Source organism: Humiphilus diazotrophicus (genome assembly GCF_059726315.1).
The window spans coordinates 5,383,606-5,400,121 of record NZ_AP040870.1; the positions used below are offsets into that span (position 1 = coordinate 5,383,606).

12 protein-coding genes are annotated in these 16,516 nt (G+C 52.1%); 2 read left to right on the plus strand and 10 right to left on the minus strand.

Annotation, left to right across the window (positions count from 1 at the left end; genetic code table 11):
• Nucleotides 1–32 precede the first annotated feature (32 nt).
• The 8 genes from AC6I7T_RS22280 to AC6I7T_RS22315 all read right to left on the minus strand — a co-directional run bounded on the left by AC6I7T_RS22280 (nt 33) and on the right by AC6I7T_RS22315 (nt 11,070).
• A complete protein-coding gene (locus tag AC6I7T_RS22280) occupies nt 33–917 on the minus strand; it encodes a M48 family metalloprotease (protein ID WP_497789901.1) in 885 nt (294 codons plus the stop codon).
• Nucleotides 914–3,949 (minus strand): DUF2339 domain-containing protein, encoded by a 3,036-nt coding sequence (locus AC6I7T_RS22285; RefSeq protein ID WP_497789902.1) that lies wholly within the window; start codon nt 3,947–3,949, stop codon nt 914–916. Before AC6I7T_RS22285 ends, AC6I7T_RS22280 begins: the two co-directional genes overlap by 4 nt.
• Nucleotides 3,950–4,122: 173 nt before the next feature.
• Nucleotides 4,123–4,530: an OsmC family protein gene (locus tag AC6I7T_RS22290; RefSeq protein WP_497789903.1), complete on the minus strand. Its 408-nt coding sequence runs from the start codon at nt 4,528–4,530 to the stop codon at nt 4,123–4,125.
• A 7-nt stretch (nt 4,531–4,537) separates the two neighbouring features.
• On the minus strand, nt 4,538–5,131 hold the full coding sequence (locus AC6I7T_RS22295) for a class I SAM-dependent methyltransferase (RefSeq protein ID WP_497789905.1): 594 nt from the start codon (nt 5,129–5,131) through the stop codon (nt 4,538–4,540).
• Nucleotides 5,132–5,134: 3 nt separating this feature from the next.
• The gene (locus AC6I7T_RS22300; RefSeq protein ID WP_497789906.1) at nt 5,135–5,350 is read right to left on the minus strand and encodes a YgaP family membrane protein; all 216 of its coding nucleotides are present in this window, start codon (nt 5,348–5,350) and stop codon (nt 5,135–5,137) included.
• Between the two features lie 13 nt (nt 5,351–5,363).
• Nucleotides 5,364–8,591, minus strand: a complete 3,228-nt coding sequence (locus AC6I7T_RS22305; RefSeq protein ID WP_497789907.1) for an efflux RND transporter permease subunit — start codon at nt 8,589–8,591, stop codon at nt 5,364–5,366.
• Nucleotides 8,588–9,709 carry an efflux RND transporter periplasmic adaptor subunit gene (locus tag AC6I7T_RS22310; RefSeq protein WP_497789908.1) on the minus strand — a complete coding sequence of 374 codons (1,122 nt, stop codon included), beginning with the start codon at nt 9,707–9,709 and terminating at the stop codon, nt 8,588–8,590. The genes AC6I7T_RS22305 and AC6I7T_RS22310 overlap by 4 nt, the downstream gene beginning before the upstream one ends.
• Nucleotides 9,706–11,070, minus strand: a complete 1,365-nt coding sequence (locus tag AC6I7T_RS22315) for a TolC family protein (protein ID WP_497789910.1) — start codon at nt 11,068–11,070, stop codon at nt 9,706–9,708. The genes AC6I7T_RS22310 and AC6I7T_RS22315 overlap by 4 nt, the downstream gene beginning before the upstream one ends.
• 329 nt (nt 11,071–11,399) lie before the next feature.
• On the opposite strand from AC6I7T_RS22315, the gene AC6I7T_RS22320 reads away from it, so the two are divergent.
• Nucleotides 11,400–12,428: a hypothetical protein gene (locus AC6I7T_RS22320; RefSeq protein ID WP_497789911.1), complete on the plus strand. Its 1,029-nt coding sequence runs from the start codon at nt 11,400–11,402 to the stop codon at nt 12,426–12,428.
• A 228-nt stretch (nt 12,429–12,656) separates the two neighbouring features.
• The gene (locus tag AC6I7T_RS22325) at nt 12,657–13,271 is read left to right on the plus strand and encodes a TetR/AcrR family transcriptional regulator (protein WP_497789913.1); all 615 of its coding nucleotides are present in this window, start codon (nt 12,657–12,659) and stop codon (nt 13,269–13,271) included.
• A gap of 193 nt (nt 13,272–13,464) precedes the next feature.
• On the opposite strand, the gene AC6I7T_RS22330 is transcribed toward AC6I7T_RS22325, so the two are convergent.
• Together AC6I7T_RS22330 and AC6I7T_RS22335 are read right to left on the minus strand one after the other, a co-directional pair.
• Complete coding sequence (locus AC6I7T_RS22330) at nt 13,465–14,343, minus strand: sigma-70 family RNA polymerase sigma factor (RefSeq protein ID WP_497789915.1); 879 nt, start codon at nt 14,341–14,343, stop codon at nt 13,465–13,467.
• A gap of 35 nt (nt 14,344–14,378) precedes the next feature.
• Nucleotides 14,379–16,442 (minus strand): RecQ family ATP-dependent DNA helicase, encoded by a 2,064-nt coding sequence (locus AC6I7T_RS22335; RefSeq protein ID WP_497789916.1) that lies wholly within the window; start codon nt 16,440–16,442, stop codon nt 14,379–14,381.
• Nucleotides 16,443–16,516 lie beyond the last annotated feature (74 nt).

Below are 16,516 nucleotides of genomic sequence, written 5' to 3' on the forward strand. Positions count from 1 at the left end.
ATGGATTTCTGCACAATAATCATGTATTCAACCTAGAAAGCTTCTAGCGGACGAAGTGCCGGTTGATGCCAATGTTCCGAGAGTACAAGACGTTCAATTTGAATCTTCCGTTCTGTCGCCGGAGGGTGACTCCGGAAATATCCCTGTACCGACTCCCAGGAGATATCGAGTGCTTCATCGATAGGAGAGGCAGGAGGATGGGCAGGAGGGTTTTCTGTTTCACGCTCCAGTTTCTCGAATTCGGAAAGCAATTGCAGAATGCCTTTCGGGGAATAGCCCGCAGCTACGGCAAGAGCTGTTCCGTAGCGATCTGCATCCAGTTCCTGCTGCTTGCTATAACCGGCTGTAAAGATGTCGACGGGAAGACCTAGTAAATCACCAAGGACGCCAAGATGTCGAAGCTGTGCTTCCATTTGTATCCTCTCCGTGCAATGACGGAGATCGACATGCTCGATTTCATGTCCGAGCACCGCCGCCAGGGCATCCTCGCTTTTTATCAATTTGAGGAGCCCTGCCCCAACAAATATGTGGCCGCCAGGTAGAGCAAAGGCATTTACAAATGTGTCTTGGGCTATGTAGTGGAAATGATAGGGAAGCTTTCTTCTTGCGTGCGATCCTACAGCCTCTCCAACCTTTTGCAGATACTGCTCGACCTTTATCGCACGTAATTTTTCCTGGTCATCAACCTGCCAAAGTTGCTGATATTCCCTGGCAAGATTATCTCCTATTTGAATCTCTTCCTGGTCGGACATATGGTCCAACTGGAGCGGAATTCGGCTTAGTTCGTGTTCCGTGTCTCCAGTTATTTGAAGCAGAGCCTTGGGGCCCGGGCGGGTATTTATCCCTTGCCGCTCCGCAAAGAAGATTGCCAGTGCCCCCACTAGAACGATGATGGAAACAGGAAGCCACTTTTTCATAGGAATTTCAGAATGGTCTCCCGATATTTTGTGTAGAGGAATGAAACGAGAAGAAGTGCTGCCCCCATTACGATCAGGGTGATATAGCGATCTGTCGGTGCAAGTTTCCAAATATCGATAATCAATATCTTGCCCACGCCTAAAAGCAAAAGTCCTAACCCGGAAAGACGATAGCTGCGTTCGTGTACCAGTAACGCAAAGAGGAATGTTGCGACACCAAGCGCACTCCAGGCAATGGTGATCATCCCGGCCCGCATTTCATGCGCAAGCAAAATGGTAATGAGCAGCAATGGCGCAAAGAATAGGATTTGTTCCGGCCTTGCAAGTAAAAGCTGCAGCTTTGCTCCTATACCTCCGTTTAGAGAAAATCGCTGTTCAAGCTTCCGGATTCGAAAGCCCAGGGGAAGCGCCAGAAGCATGATCGCAGAAGCCATGATTATGCTTGGCATCCGGCCAGCCAAGAAGGATGCTTGCGCTAGAGTTGCCATGGAGAGATTGAAGAGGACAGCACGGAAGAAAATTGCTACGACCAGCAATAATCCTTGTGCCAGAAAAATCTTTCGGCCGAGCGACCATGCGATGGTCATGCACGCGAGAAGGAGAACGGCCCATCCGTCAATTACCCACTCAGGGCGTAATTCAAAATAAAGAACTGCGGCGAATGCTATGGTTCCGAAACTTGCCGTAATGTTTTCGATCAAGAGCTGCTGGCGTGTATGACCCTGCTCCTGCTGAAGCCGCTCATAAATCCAGTAATAGATGGTGATCAAGGGAACCACTGTATATGTCCGTGGGCTTAGGTGGGTGGTTGGCAATCCCGTATTCAGATTGGCAAAGAAGATTCGAATAAAGCTTGCCGTCAATGCGGCATAAGCCTGGTGCTTAAGGTAAGAACGATTCTTTACGACTCCGATTTCGAATAGCAGCAGTCCTAAGACTCCCCAGGCAACGGCGACGCTTATGGGACGCAGTTCATACCAGGCAGTGAGTGCCAGAAGTAAGGATCCCATCCATGTGTAGGCAGCTGGGACATACTGCGGAAGTCCTTCCTGCACGGTTTTGCGTCGAGTGCAGAGATAATACAAAGCACTGCACAAGAGGCATGTGACTAATCTCTGGCTGATTTTTCCCCAGTGCCCTGTCTCCTGGAAGTTAATTACCAAGATGCGCAGAAAAGCTATGACTGCCAGTATGTCGCACTGGACTGACAGATTTACTGACTTCAATTTGTCAGTGATGAAAGAGAGCGTGAGAGCAAGTATCAACCACGCTACTGCCGTAATTGTTCCGGGACAGAGGACCCAAAGAGCGGCTGCTGCAGATGCCATTCCGAGAAAAGAAGTGGCTCGGAGTGTTTGCGTATCCCATTCGTTGTCGAAGAGATCCTTCCATCGAAGGGGAAGCCATTGAGCGTTGATCCAATAGACCAGACTACCGGTTACCAGAGTGACTGCAACCGCAATATGGCTGGAGCTGTCAGGGTGGCTTTGGCGGAGAGAGAAGATCGGCAGCATATCGCTGATGATGAGCTGGAACGCGATACCGAATCCTGCCAAGACGGCTAACCGGCGGAAGACTATCTCACGAATTCTGATTCCGCAGATGAGAAGGGCCTCAGCCTCAAGAAGCCATAAGATGGACCAACTGGAGCCACTATATCGAAATGGAATCGCTGCTAACAGGAGCAAAGAGGCTATAGTCGACAAGACTATAAATGCCGAGCGTTGCTTTTTCCGCGTGTAGAATGCCAACGCCATCTCAGCCGCGCCGAGAGAGGCGAGCCCCCAGAATGCCCATTCCGGATGCGTAGATTGATATTTGAGTAGCCCTAGAAGGCCGCATGAGTTAAGGATTGCCGAGAAGGTAGCGATGGCTCCCTCACGATCATTGCGAGGAGTCCGTCGGATATAAGCAATACGGAAGAGGAGCCAATAAAATATGAGGAGAGCTGCACTGGGGAAGAATTCCGGGAAGTTCCTGGCAAATCCACCTCGTGCTATTTCGATTCGCCATAGCCACAAAAAATGATTGAGATAGACAACGATCAGGCCGATCGATTCCAGCTCAATCCACTTTTCTTTACTGGTGACCAGCACTAATCCCATCGCCAGTACTGCGCTTGCCACTAAGCTGAATACCGATACCTGGCTTATAGCTACTGTGGAAAATGCCAAAAGAAATGCCAGCCCGGTAACCGTCTGGGACTTATAGCGCAGGGAGTGCCATACCATCCCCATAGCAATAATCAACATGAGGATGAGGTCGACTAATTGGGAAGAAAGTATGCGTGTAGCAGAAATATGGTACATCGCATAGGTGGTGAAGAAAGTAAGAGCCCATCCCCCTCCGATACCAGCTCGGGCAAAGATCTTGTAATGATTTTTCCTTTCGAGTAGAAGCCCTCCAATAAGAAGAAAACCACTGACCAGATAACCTACGAATACTTTACCTGCTGGTCCCATGGCGCGTAGCTGGTACGCGAGGAAAAGAGAGACACCAAAGACCAGCGTTATGATGCCTAGCTTATTGAGCCAATTGGTTCCAAGCTTTTCCTCCAGCGAGGCAGTGGCGCGTGCCGGTGGAAGCTTCTCAACAGAGGGAATATCTTTCACGGTTTCACGTGGATTTGGCGTTCCCTTAGATATGGGGAGAGTAGTATCCGGTAATCCCTCTTGAGGTTGGTTGCTACCTGAGTACTTGAGTAAGACTGGCTCAGCCTTTACGGTAACCTGCGGCGCGATTACTCCTTCACTTGAACTATCTTCGGGCGTGATATTTTCTTTGGGAATGGCTGGCTTCGGAGGTTCGGGAGGCGCCACGGACGATGTAACGGAGGCTGTTGCCGGAGTGGCATGCTCACGAGAAGCAAGCAGGTCACCTGCTACTTGCTTCGATTCCAGGATTCGAAGCCGATCTTCTAAGAAATATAGCCGGTTATGTAGCTCTTTTAGTACCTGCTCATATTTTTCGCGATCACGATTTCTTGTTATCAACCAGATAACTGCCAGAACCAGAAGCAGAAAGTATTCCATAAGGTTGGCAAGAATTATTCCATGATGGCGCCTGTTCCGCCACAAAATATTGATTCAGAAATATGAGCCTGGGAGCTATGACGCAACTCGTCCTGTTAGGAATCCGTGGGGAAGGGTGATCTTTCCGTGGCAAAGTTTTGGGTATCCTTTGCCACGGAGGAGATTCTGGGGTCTTACCGAGTCACCTGAGATTGATTGAGTTCGATAGCAATACTGGGAGGATTAAGAAGCGTGTTGTGGATCAAGCATTGATGTACGGAGCGAGTCAATCCTTGCCTTTGCTCTTCGGCAAGATCCAGTGGCGTGTTGATCTGAATAACAAAGTTGGTGAGGCGTGCCGGTGGCTTTATCTTTTCCGCAGTCACCTTTACTTCGACATTTTCGGTAGAGAGGTTATGTCGCTTCAGATATTGCACTGCATAAAATCCGGCACAGGATCCCAGAGAAGCTAGGAGAAATTCCGGCGGTGTCATTCCTGTATCGTTACCACCGTTGTCAACTGGCTGGTCGCAGATAACAGTATGCTCTCTTGCCTGAATTGAAAAGCGTACCTGATCGAGGTATTTGACCGTGATTTCCATAATTCTCCTAATGTGTCTCTGTGGGTTTCTTTGCAATCACCAAGTATGAGAAACGTGCGATCTCAGAAGCTGCGATCACTTTCCAGCCAGCCTTCTCTAGCATAGACTGCAACTCCGATTGAGAAATGCGATGAGCCTGTGGCGGCCCCGGCGGTCTGTCCAGATTGGCTCTCCAATCGAGAATAGCCAACTTCCCATCGTTTCTTAAGATTCGGGATGCTTCTGCAAGCATCTCTTCTTGTTTATCGAGCTCATGCCAGATATTGGCAAGAAAAACGATATCGCAGCTGTTTCTCTCAAGTCCGGTTTTTTCCGCGTCGGCAGCCCGACACGCGATGTTGCCGATGTTTGCGGATGCCAGCTTGCCTTGGAGTAGTGCCAGCATCTGCGGTTCTACATCGACAGCGATGACTTTTCCCGTAATGCCTACAGCCCTGGCAAGAGGGAGGGAAAAATAGCCTGTACCTGCTCCGATGTCCGCGACCGTTTGCCCTGGGCGTAGATCGAGCTTAGCCAGAATTTCGTCGGGAGGAAGCCATGTCATTCGTTCCGGATCGTCCAAACGATGAGCCTGTTCTGGAGAGAATCTGCGTTCATGCATTCGTCACCTGCAGCAACTATGTTGATTATCCGAAGTCCGAAAGCCCAAAGCGCGAAGGATCGGTATCGCGGGGCACCAGTTGCTAAAAGCCGACTGTAACAGATTCAGCCCTGCAAACACGGTGAGCCATAACCATAGGGGCGATATCCAATGAGCCAGCGCGAGTGAGCCTAGTACGGCAATTCCAGCTAGCATTCGAAGTCCACGTTCTACTGTCATAATAAAGTCCTTTCTAGAAAACTGTTTGCTCAGTCGATACAGGAGAAGCTTCTTTGTGGGCCTCTACCATGTAGTAGAGAACCGGTACTGCCAGCCGCGAGAGCAGCGTCGAGGCCACCTCTCCGGCCATGAGCGAGAGTGCCAGCCCTTGAAAGATTGGGTCGAAGAGAATCACACTGGCCCCAACAACGACAGCTGCTGCCGTGAGTAACATCGGACGGAAGCGGACGGCTCCTGCGTCGATCACTGCCTCTCCCAGCGGCATGCCCTGAGCCCGGCGAAGCTCGATAAAGTCCACCAGAATGATCGAGTTCCGTACGATAATGCCTGCACCCGCAATAAAGCCAATCATTGAAGTTGCGGTAAAGAACGCGCCCAGCATCGCGTGTGCCGGCAGGATTCCAACCAGTGTCAGTGGAATCGGGGCCATGATTACCAGCGGGATAATGAACGAACGGAACCAGCCGACGACCAGGACGTAAATCAGGATGAGCACCGCCGCAAAAGCCAATCCCAAGTCGCGAAATACTTCGATGGTGATATGCCATTCGCCATCCCACTTCATCGCGTAATGGTCTGTTGAATCCGGCTGGACGGCGTTATAGCGCGCCAGGGTGTAACCGGAAGGAAGCGTCAGATGGTCGAGAGCACTGTTCATCTTGAAGATTGCATAAACCGGACTCTCTTCGGCGCCTGCCACATCTCCGGTGACATAGACGACCCTGCGCATGTTCTTGCGGTAGATGCTTGGCTCCAGTGTCGATTGCTTTACTTCCGTTAGCTCCCGCAGGGAGACTTGTACTCCGTCTGACCCTGTGAGCTTGATGTTCTGCAATGCTTCAAGCGAAGAGCGTTCGGAACGATTGGTTTCAACGAGAACGGGAACGGGTTCGCGAGCTTGCTCGATATGCAATAGACCGGCCTGCGTCCCTGATTCAGCCGCAGTAAGGGCTCGGGCTACGTCGGTAACGGCGATACCGTGCAGTGCTGCCTTCTGTTCGTCAACTCTGAAGATTATCTTCGGTTGAGGGTCTTCTACATACCAATCCACATCGACGACTCCGGCTGTTTGCTGGAAGATCTGCTTGATTTTTTGGGCAACGTCAAGTTGTCCGGAAAAGTCCGGGCCATAGATTTCAGCAACCAAGGTTTGTACCACCGGAGGTCCTGGCGGAACCTCGCTGACCTTGATGCGTGCTCCGTAGGGCAATCCTAGCTTGACCAGTTCCGGGCGCAGTCTCTTGGCAATCTCATGACTCTGCACACTCCGGTCGCCAGCGGGAAGCAGATTGACTTGAATATCTGCCTGATTCGGAAGATGGCGCAAGTAGTAGTGCCGCACCAATCCGTTGAAGTTGTAAGGACCGGAAAGTCCCGAATAGATCTGGTAATTGGCAATCTCCGGCTGCTGCGCGAGATAGTGTCCGAGTGTTTGTGCGACTCTTGTTGTCTCCTCCAGCGTTGTTCCATCCGGCATATCGACCATTACCTGGAACTCACTCTTGTTATCGAAGGGAAGCATCTTCACTCGCACCAGCTTGAGCGGAACGAAAGCGACTGCAATCAAGAGCAGACCCACAACTCCGCCCAGAAAGATCCAGCGAGATTTTTTCGATGTGATCAGCGGAGACATGATGCGGCGGTAAAGCTTGGTCATCTTGCCTTCACTTTGATCTTCCTTTCCGTGCCTTGCTGCTTCGTGCTTTAGCAAACGAAGCGCAGCCCACGGCGAGACCACAAAGGCCACAAGCAGAGAAAAGAGCATCGCCGAAGATGCGCCGACCGGAATTGGACGCATATAAGGACCCATTAGCCCGTGTACAAAGGCCATGGGAAGAATGGCGGCGATGACTCCGAAGGTGGCGAGAATCGTGGGGTTTCCTACCTCGGCTATCGCTTCGACGGCGACTTCATGAGGGGCTCTGCCCTTGTTCTCCGGCATGCGGAAGTGCCGTACCATGTTTTCGACAACTACGATGGCATCGTCGACCAGAATGCCGATACTAAAGATCAAGGCGAAAAGCGTAACCCGATTCAGGGTATAGCCATAAAGATAAAAGATTGCCAAAGTCAAGGCGAGCGTAACGGGAATTGCCAGCAGAACTACTCCGGACTCGCGCCAGCCGAGGAATATAGCAATCAATAAAGTTACAGATATCGTAGCTAGGAAGAGATGCTTGAGCAGCTCATCGGACTTTGTTTTCGCCGTGTCCCCATAATTGCGCGTAGTCGTGATATGCAGGTCAGTGGGGAAGCTGTTTCCACGCATCTGCTCCAGACGTTTTAGGACTGCATTGGCGATATCCGTTGCATTGGTACCCTTCCGCTTGGCAACGGTAATAGTGACGGCCTGATATTCACCGCCGGGTGCGGCGCTATGTTGTCCTGCTGCTACACCATAGAGAACGTAGTTGTTCGGCTCCGCAGGGCCATCGATGATCTGCTCTGCAACATCCCTGAGGTAGATTGGATGTCCCTGCTTGACTCCAACAACAACTTGTTCGAGATCCTCTTTCCGTTGAAAGAGGTTTCCTGCATCGACACGGAACTCCTGATTCCCGGCAGCGAACTGGCCCGCTTCGCGGCGGGCATTCGCGGACTGGAGCCGGGTCACTACATTATTGGACGAGATCCCATATGCACTTAACCGCTCATTGTTCAAGACGACACGCATGGTGCGTGGTTGCCCGCCGAGAATCTGTGTTTCGGATACATCCGAAACTTGTTTGATGTCGTGCTCCAATTCGGCTGCAATCTGTCGCAGCTGGTAGCCCGAGTATTTTTCACCCCAGAGAGTAAGAGAGAGGATCGGTACATTATCGATGGAGCGCTCCTTGATCATTGGCTGTGAAGCCCCTTGAGGGAAGCGATCCATGTTGGAGTAGAGCTTACTGTAGACCTTAACTAGCGCGTCTTCTTCCTTTGTGCCTACCAGGAAGCGGGCAATAACCAGACTTGAGCCGGGGCTGGAAGTCGAGTAGACATATTCAACTCCCGGGATTTCGCGCAGCAACTTTTCGACAGGGATGGTAACTTGTTGCTCGATTTCGGCAGGGGAGGCTCCGGGCATCGAAGTTGTTACGTCGAGCATGGGAACTGCAATTTGTGGCTCTTCCTCGCGTGGAATCATGAGGACAGCAAAGGCTCCTAGTGCCAGAGATGCGACGATGATCAGCGGAGTCAGCTTCGAATTCAAAAAGGCTTTGGCAATTCGGCCTGCCAAGCCGAGAGACTCTGTCATTGCCGCACCTCGATACGCTTACCACTTAATTCGCGATCTCCCGGTGCTAGCACCAGTATTTCCCCGTCGCTTACACCGGTGAGTATTTCAATATCTCTATCCTGCTTCTCTCCTGTTGTGACATAGCGGAGAGAAGCGACATGATTGGCATCGAGTATCCATAGCCCATTGAGCGATCCGTGTGTTACCAGCGCTGCTTGCGGGACAAACAAAGCGGAATGAGAACCAGTTTGGATCTTTGCGGTCCCAAACATGCCGGAGTGAAGTCCTCGTGTCTCCGGCAGGTCGATCTTCACCAGGAAGCTGTGGCTTGCGGGATCGGCGGAGGGGACGATTGCTGCGACGCGACCGTTAAGGAGAGGTGAAGGAAGAGAGGCAATTTCCAGTTGAATGGATGCTCCCTTCTGCATATTGCGGAGGAGGGATTCATCGACAGTGACATGAAGTTGCAGTTTGCCACGCTTTTCCACTTCCAGAAGTGGAAGTCCTGGTGCTGCTATAGTTCCGGGATCGACATGCCGGGCTGTAAGGATTCCATTGAAGGGTGCTTGTATTCGCGTATAACTGAGAACCGCATGTGCTCCGCTAGCTGCGGCCTTGTTACCTGTCACTTGTGCACGAAGAGAGTCGAGTCGAGCATTGGCTGCCTGAGCACGACGTTCAACCTCATCAAATTCCTGCGGACTCACACTTTTTCTTTCGCGAAGCAACTGGTATCTCTTGAGAGTGCTTGCTGCCAGTGCGGCTTCGGTTTGTGCCGCTTGTACTTCTTGTTCCGCACCTGTAATGGAGGCTTGCGCTCGATCGACCTCTGCCCGCATCTGGGCTCCATCAAGTGTTAGCAGCGTTTGCCCGGCCCGAACCACATCGCCTTCTTTGGCCGTGATATGTGCAATACGCCCGGTTACTTGTGCGGAGAGGCTAGCGGACTCTTCAGCATGAATGGTTCCCGAGACCGGTACTACGGTCGGGGTCTGTCGGATCTGTGCTTGCGCCGTTGTAAGCCCTGTTACTGTGACTGGTTGCGAGGGGGCATTCGTCTTTTTCTCACACCCTGCAAAGGTCAGAGATGCAGCCAAGGTCAGGAAGGGAATCGCGAAACTTATTCTGGCGCTCATTCGAAGTTCTCCATGCTGGCCTGTGTCAGTGTTCCAGCGGCAAGTTGCATTTCGGCAAAGGTAAGGGTGTTGCGGAAGACAGATTGCCAATAGCTCTGGCTACTTTGTCTTTGAGCATCTTCGGCTCTTAAGAGCTCTGTTACAGTTACCAAACCGGCTTCATAGCGGTCTTTGAGAATGCGAAGACTCTCTTCCGCCTGATCCATGGAAGCGTGCGCTACCTTGACCATCTGCTTAGCGGATTGGTGTTGATAATAGGCACGGCTTACCTCCAGAAGGATCTGCTGGTCTGCTGCTTCTGTGCTGGCTTCAGCTTTGGAGAGCGCTATCTTTTCCATCTTCAGATGTTCGCGTTTCGCCAGAGGAAGAAGGTCGATACGCAGTTCTGCTCCAGCCATCCAATTGTTTCCGCCCGAACCGGTAAAGGATTCGCGATTACTTTCCCATGTACCGAAGGTGGTGATCTTGGGGCCAAAATCCGACCGCGCAGAGGCAACGGCTGTTTTTTGCGCATCGGTTTGAAACCCAAGACTTTTCCTGTCGGGTCTTGTCTTTAGGGCGAGAGCGACGATGGCCGATAGAGGCTGCTCTTCAAAAGAGTGTTCGATCAATGGCTGTAGTTGACGCTGTTCCTGTGAAATGGGCGTGCCGATTGCTGCTTCCAATTCTGCCCAAGCAATGAAGACGTTGCCTTGAGCGGCGATCAGATCTTGCTGGCGTGCCGCAAGATTGACAGCAGCGGAAAGCTTGTCTGCATCGACCGCCAGTCCCGCTTGTACGCGGGTTTCGCTTGAGTCAAGCAGTGCCTTGGCTGTTTCCACCTCATGTTCTGCTGTCTTTACCTCTCGAGTTGCCAGAAGGATTGCTTCATAAGAGCGCAGAACACGTAGCAGGATTTCCTGATCCGAGCGACTAGCCGAGGCCTCTGTACCCTTTGCCAGAAGGTCTGCTTTGCGAATCTCTGCCTGAGTATGCAGGGAGTCGAAGACAACCCATTGGCCTGAAAAGCGGCTAGTGAAGTTGTTCAGCGGTAGGGGGCGATTCAACCGGTTTAAAGCAAAATCGTTCTGCTGGAAGCGTTGCTGCCGTAAACGAGTACCGAAGGCGTAGACCGGATCGTTTCCCCGTGTCGCAGCTTCGGAGTAGGACAAGTTGGGGAGAAGGGCAGTCCTTGCCAGCTTTGCTCCCGCCTGGGCGGTGGCGATATCGGCTTGGGTGATTCGTTTTTCCGGACTCTTGGATAATGAGAGACCTGCTGCTTCTCGTAAGGTCAGAGGGGCTTGCTGCGCAAGTCCTCGCTCTGCAAAGTTCGGCAGAAGAAGAGCTACGAATATGAGCGGGAGCTGAGTGATAGTTCGCATTTCATTTATGGCGTTTCCAGAAGTCTCAGTACGGCGTTGTGCCTGCATCCATTCACAAAACCCGATGGATGATCGGCAACGCCATAGGAGGAACCTCTCCGGACGTCCTCATGCGAACAAAGACAGAGGACAGCAAAACGTTACAGAGAGATTGAACTTTTTTCGGTTTGAGTAAGGATTCGAAGGTCCTCGCGGGCAATGGTCCTGCCTGCATCCTGGCGGAATTCCGGATATTCTTTGAATTTTTCAAAAAGCACTTGAGAAATAGTCCTTCTTGTAATTAAATACCTACCAGTAGGTATTTAATTTAAATACTGGAGATTTCGAAAATGCGCCGGTTCTTAGTTTTTCCCCTGACCTCAGGTGTATTGATCCTTCTCTCTCTTCTCTCGCATTCGAATGCGGCTGCACAAGCATCCGGTGCTGTTGTCCGAACTGGCGATTGGAGTGCTTCGCCTGTTCAGCATGTTTATGGCTTTCCCGGAAGCACGCCGAAGGAGAAGGGAATACTTCGAATCAGCCAGACCGACTTAAGTTTTGCTGGGAAATCCGGCAACTTCTCGATTCCGCTTCAGTCTGTTCTTGCCGTTGGCTCAGGGAATCAGAGAGTAGAGCTGTGGGGGATGAAGGGGCGACTTTTCCGAATGGTTATTCCCAATGGAGGAGGTCTGGCGGCCGCTGCTTTCATGCATCACCGGGTGGACATGCTTACGATTGAGTTCAGCGATAGTAAAGGGGCTTATCACGGAGCGGTATTTGTCTTGCCCGCGGAGGAGGTCACGCGAGCCGTTGAGATCTTGGCTTCGCGGTCCACAATGCGCCAGATGCTTCCGGTTTCTAGCTGCACTAGCGGTTGGGTCGGCTTTCGGACAGTTCGGGTTGCTCTTCCAACCTGGGGTGAAACGGATGTGCCTGTAGCATATCGTGCACTTGTTTATGAGCACTTAATTGATCGTCTCAGCGGGATGAAAGGAGTCGAGCATGTCTACCGCGATGGCGACAATGTTTTTCAAGGCGGCTGCCCGCAATTCACGGTACAGGTATCAGTTACGGGATTCAAGGAAGGAAGCCAGGTAAAGCGAGCATCGATGGGACCGGTCGGAATGTTCGTAGGAACGACGCAGATGGTTTTCGATCTTAGGATCAACGACGCTGGATCGCACATGGATTATCACAATCAGATCAAGGCGACTGTACGTGGCGAATCGGAGAGCATGAATGTAGCCGATACAGTGGCAAAGAAGATTGTGAAGCAGTTCGCCGGGGCTCAAAAAACGACAAAGGAGGCGAACCCTAAGGGTGCCTCGCTGTCGTCTGGATTTGGAGTTGTGGCGGATAAGGCCAAGAAACAGGGCTGATTGCTAGAGAATGCCGGTTTTTGCTACATGTAGCAACTTCAACCCTTGAGGGCATATGCTGCTCTATTCTTGCCCTTGAGGGCGAAAAGTCATAACCCTCCCCAGGTTTTCGCTATTTAAAACGGTAGTACCAATAAACAGATATTGTTTCCCTGTGCTATGTTTTGCCTTCGAGAAGCGTGGAGCTATAGACCGGCACAAACGGGTAGCTTTACGATGAAGAAGAAAATGGCCACGATAAAACCCAATAAACATGAGCTTAAGACAAAGGAAACGCGAGAACTCCTGCTGCGGTCTGCCGAGGAGATCTTTGTCCGCGATGGTTACGAAAGGGCCGAGTTGGGTGAAATTGCTGCTCTGGCAGGCCGAACCAAAGGCGCCATCTATGCTCATTTCAAAAGCAAGGAAGATATCTTCCTCGCTCTAGTGGAAGATAAAGCTCAAAATTATCGCTCCCAAATGGAGCAATTGCTTGAAGGGTCTACCAATACAGAGCACAATCTGAAAATTTTCCGTCAATTCTGTCTTGATATGACTCAGGACTCCGCCTGGTCGCTTTTGTTTCTCGAATACAAGCTATTCGCTATTCGTCATCCAGAGTCGAAGGAGAAACTACAGAAGCACTTTGAGCACCTTTTCCCTCCGAATCATGAAGACCGCTTGGCCGGATTCTTGGGACCTGCAGCGAAGGGCAAGGATTCTCTAAGTCGCGCCAGCGTTGTCCGGATCCTTATGCCGTTGATTTCAGCTTTGGAGGTCGAAGCAAAATTCGAACCTACAGTTCTGGACAACCAGGTACTTCGGAAGGTAGTGTCGCGTATCTTTGAAGCTTTGATGTTTTAGAGCAATTCCGTCTCTTCAGGCGAGTATCCCCCGTACGTCCCCTCTACCCGCCAAAAGACAGAAGAAACGCACGGGGCGAACGCTCCGGAATGCAAGGAGAGACTACTTTATAAAAAGGAATTCCGGCTAGTTCGGTTATTAGACGAGGAAACTATAGCTCCGATAGCAGTTGCTGCCTAGAATTTCGGAGTTTCTATCCAGTTGTTACACCGATGAACCGCAGGTACTCCCTGGTCAGTAGGGACTGCAGCTGTGCCGCTACTTTGGGGTCGCATTGAACATCGACTTGCCTGCAGCGTTCAACGGCGCGTTTCAGGTCTTCCAGAAAGACGAGGCAGGAAGGACAAGCCTCAATATGCTGGCGCATTTCTTCGCAGCTCTTCGGTTCAACCCGGCCGTCGAGGTACTCGGAGAGATTTGCAAATAGCTCCCGGCACTTGGCGGGTTTGCTCTTTGCTTCGGAAAGGCTCTGCTCCGTATTTTCCTGTGGAGCGATCTGGTTTGCCAGACGGCCCATTTCCTTTCGCACATAGAGCCGGGCGCGGTGAAGGCGGACGCGTACCGTACCGGGCTTGATGTCGAGAATTTTGGCTATCTGGTCGGTATCCAAATCCTCCATGTCGTGAAGCACGAGAATGATCCGGTATTGGGGCGGAATTTGCAGAACAGCCTTTTGCACCAGCTGATTTTGCTCACCCTTGAGCAGGCTGCGCTCCGGATTTTGCCCTGCATCTGCCAGCAATAGGCCTAGTTCGGAGGCGTCCGGCATCAGCTCATCGAGAGATAAAGTCTGTTTGGGGGCATGTACGGATTTTCGGCGCATGCGCCAGCAACGATTCCGTGTGACGGTGTAGAGCCAGACGGCGAGAGCTCTCGGGTCTTCCAGCTTTGCCAGATGAGGAAGAGAGCGGACAAAGACTTCCTGCATCGTATCTTCGGCATCTTCGCGATGTCCGCAGACCTTCATGCTGAAGGAATATACGGTGTTCTGCAAAAGCCGAATTGCCTCGCTGATCTCCTCGGGGCGGGTGCTTCGTAGCAGCTTTGTCGCTTCCACCAATTCTGGGCGCATGATGAACCAAAGATAGCTGGATCTATGAGTAGATTTTATGTACCGGCGCAGATCTGGCAAATAGCTTTGCCGAACTTCTTGGCCTTGGCGCTGCCGATTCCCTTAACGGTCATCAGATCCTCGACTGTCCGGGGTTGTTCTTGCGCAAGAAGACGAAGGGTCTGATCGCCAAAGACACAGAAAGCCGGTTGTCCCAGCTTGCGGGCCTCTCCCCTGCGCCATTCTCTGAGGCGCCCTTCGAGCTCTTGCTCTTTTCCGGAGAGTGGACGGTTGGCCTCATCCTGTTCTTTCGCTTTGCGCCGGGACTTGCGTTCGGAACTCTTTTTCGAGCTCGTGTAGGTGATCGATTGCTTCAATTCGAGTTCGACATCGCCATCGCATTCAGCTCCGGTGCGGGTTAAAACGACGCGGCGATAAAGAATCTCTTCTCCATCCTTCTCGAAGGAAGCTTCCTCCAGACGCACGAGCGCTCCTCGCGCCATTGCCCCCAGCAACTCTTCGAAGTCGCGCCGTTCCATTTCACCGTGGGGGCAGACCTCTTTCCATAGCTTTCCGGAGGAACGTGAACCGCTTTCTTTGAGGGATTCAAGAATGGAAGAGACCAGATGCTGCTCTCCTTCATTCATCTTGCGATGCTGCTGGGCCACGCACTTTTGTGGAGCGCATACATCGCAAATTCCACAAGGGTGTGCATCCTCCGTGTCGCCAAAGTGACGTATGAGTGCAACCATGCGGCACTCATGTCCTTCAGCAAAGCGCATCATTCGATCCATCTGTCCCCGGCGATGTTTTGCTTGCGCAAGATAGCGATTCTGCCAGGCATGAGGCCCTCGAATTGCATTTCCATCGATGTCTACGATGGCTCCGCCATGGATCATCAGCTGTTCCAGTGCGCGGTCAAAGACTTCCGGAGCGAGCCTGACCTTTGCTTCCAATCGCTCTTTACTCTTTGGTTCCGGGCCGAGCAAACGGTAAATTCGCTCCAGTTCCTGCACTGGCGGATAGTCGCGCTCAAAAAAGAAGTCGTGCGTCTTGCAGTCGGCGAAGGAGTGCATCAGAACGGTGCGGCTGATTTTGCCGTCGCGTCCTGCACGTCCAATCTCCTGGTAGTACGCTTCCACACTTCCTGGCAGAGCTGTATGGAGTACCGTTCTGACATCGGCTTTATCGATGCCCATGCCAAACGCAATTGTGGCCACGATGACCTGCAGATTCCCGCTTAGAAATGCAGTTTGAATTCTTTCCCGTTCTTCCGGATCCATGCCAGCGTGATACGCAGCGGTAGGGAAGAGTCCGCCAAGGTTCATGGCCAGCATCTCCGCTTCCTTGCGGGTCGGAGCATAGACAATTGCCGGGCGCTGCGATGGATTCCGAAGCAGTTCCGCAGCGAAGGCGGAGCGCTTCGGTTTCGGCACCTGGACGACTTCGACTGCCAGGTTGTTACGACGAAATCCTTGGATAAAGCATTTCGGTTTTTGAAGCCGCAGCTGCTCTACGATGTCTTCCTGGACTTCCGGCGTAGCCGTTGCCGTCAAAGCCATAATGGGAGCTGGACGCAGAACCTCGATAGCGTCGCCTAAGAGGCGGTAGTCCGGACGAAAATCGTGTCCCCACTGTGAAATGCAATGTGCTTCGTCGACCGCAACCAAGGCTGGCGTGCGTTTTGCCAACATCGCCGCGAAGCCTGGAATGCGAAGCCGTTCGGGAGCCAGAAAGAAGAAATCCAGATTGCCCCGCAGGTACTCCCGGCAAGCTTCACGAGCCTCTTCCCTCGGCATACCGGAGTGGACACGGGCGGCTCTCAATCCCAGGGCGCAGAGCTTTTGGGATTGGTCCTCCATCAGTGCGATCAGCGGGCTTACAACCACGGCCGTTCCGCTGCGAGCTAGCGTAGGAAGCTGGTAGCAGAGCGATTTTCCCGATCCGGTAGGCATGACCAACAGGACATCGTCTCCGGCAACAGCAGCGCGACATACGGCTTCCTGGCTGGATCGAAAGCTATTGAAACCGAAAACACGCCGCAGCAATGCCTGTAAGGGAGGCAGTTTGGAGATAACCGGTACTTCTCCCTGCGGCCACGATGGAAATTGATCTGCCAATCTACTTAACCAACGATCTGTACTTTATTGTGCGAGAGAAGCGGCTGCAAAGCAAAAGCCCCGGATGTTCCGGG

What these genes read in the sequence shown, in the direction of transcription:
- AC6I7T_RS22315 (WP_497789910.1), bottom strand. Translation starts at nt 11,070, where the DNA reads ATGCGAACTATCACTCAGCTCCCGCTCATATTCGTAGCTCTTCTTCTG.
- AC6I7T_RS22305 (WP_497789907.1), bottom strand. Translation starts at nt 8,591, where the DNA reads ATGACAGAGTCTCTCGGCTTGGCAGGCCGAATTGCCAAAGCCTTTTTG.
- AC6I7T_RS22280 (WP_497789901.1), bottom strand. Translation starts at nt 917, where the DNA reads ATGAAAAAGTGGCTTCCTGTTTCCATCATCGTTCTAGTGGGGGCACTG.
- AC6I7T_RS22300 (WP_497789906.1), bottom strand. Translation starts at nt 5,350, where the DNA reads ATGACAGTAGAACGTGGACTTCGAATGCTAGCTGGAATTGCCGTACTA.
- AC6I7T_RS22320 (WP_497789911.1), top strand. Translation starts at nt 11,400, where the DNA reads ATGCGCCGGTTCTTAGTTTTTCCCCTGACCTCAGGTGTATTGATCCTT.
- AC6I7T_RS22330 (WP_497789915.1), bottom strand. Translation starts at nt 14,343, where the DNA reads ATGCGCCCAGAATTGGTGGAAGCGACAAAGCTGCTACGAAGCACCCGC.
- AC6I7T_RS22295 (WP_497789905.1), bottom strand. Translation starts at nt 5,131, where the DNA reads ATGCATGAACGCAGATTCTCTCCAGAACAGGCTCATCGTTTGGACGAT.
- AC6I7T_RS22290 (WP_497789903.1), bottom strand. Translation starts at nt 4,530, where the DNA reads ATGGAAATCACGGTCAAATACCTCGATCAGGTACGCTTTTCAATTCAG.
- AC6I7T_RS22310 (WP_497789908.1), bottom strand. Translation starts at nt 9,709, where the DNA reads ATGAGCGCCAGAATAAGTTTCGCGATTCCCTTCCTGACCTTGGCTGCA.
- AC6I7T_RS22285 (WP_497789902.1), bottom strand. Translation starts at nt 3,949, where the DNA reads ATGGAATACTTTCTGCTTCTGGTTCTGGCAGTTATCTGGTTGATAACA.
- AC6I7T_RS22325 (WP_497789913.1), top strand. Translation starts at nt 12,657, where the DNA reads ATGGCCACGATAAAACCCAATAAACATGAGCTTAAGACAAAGGAAACG.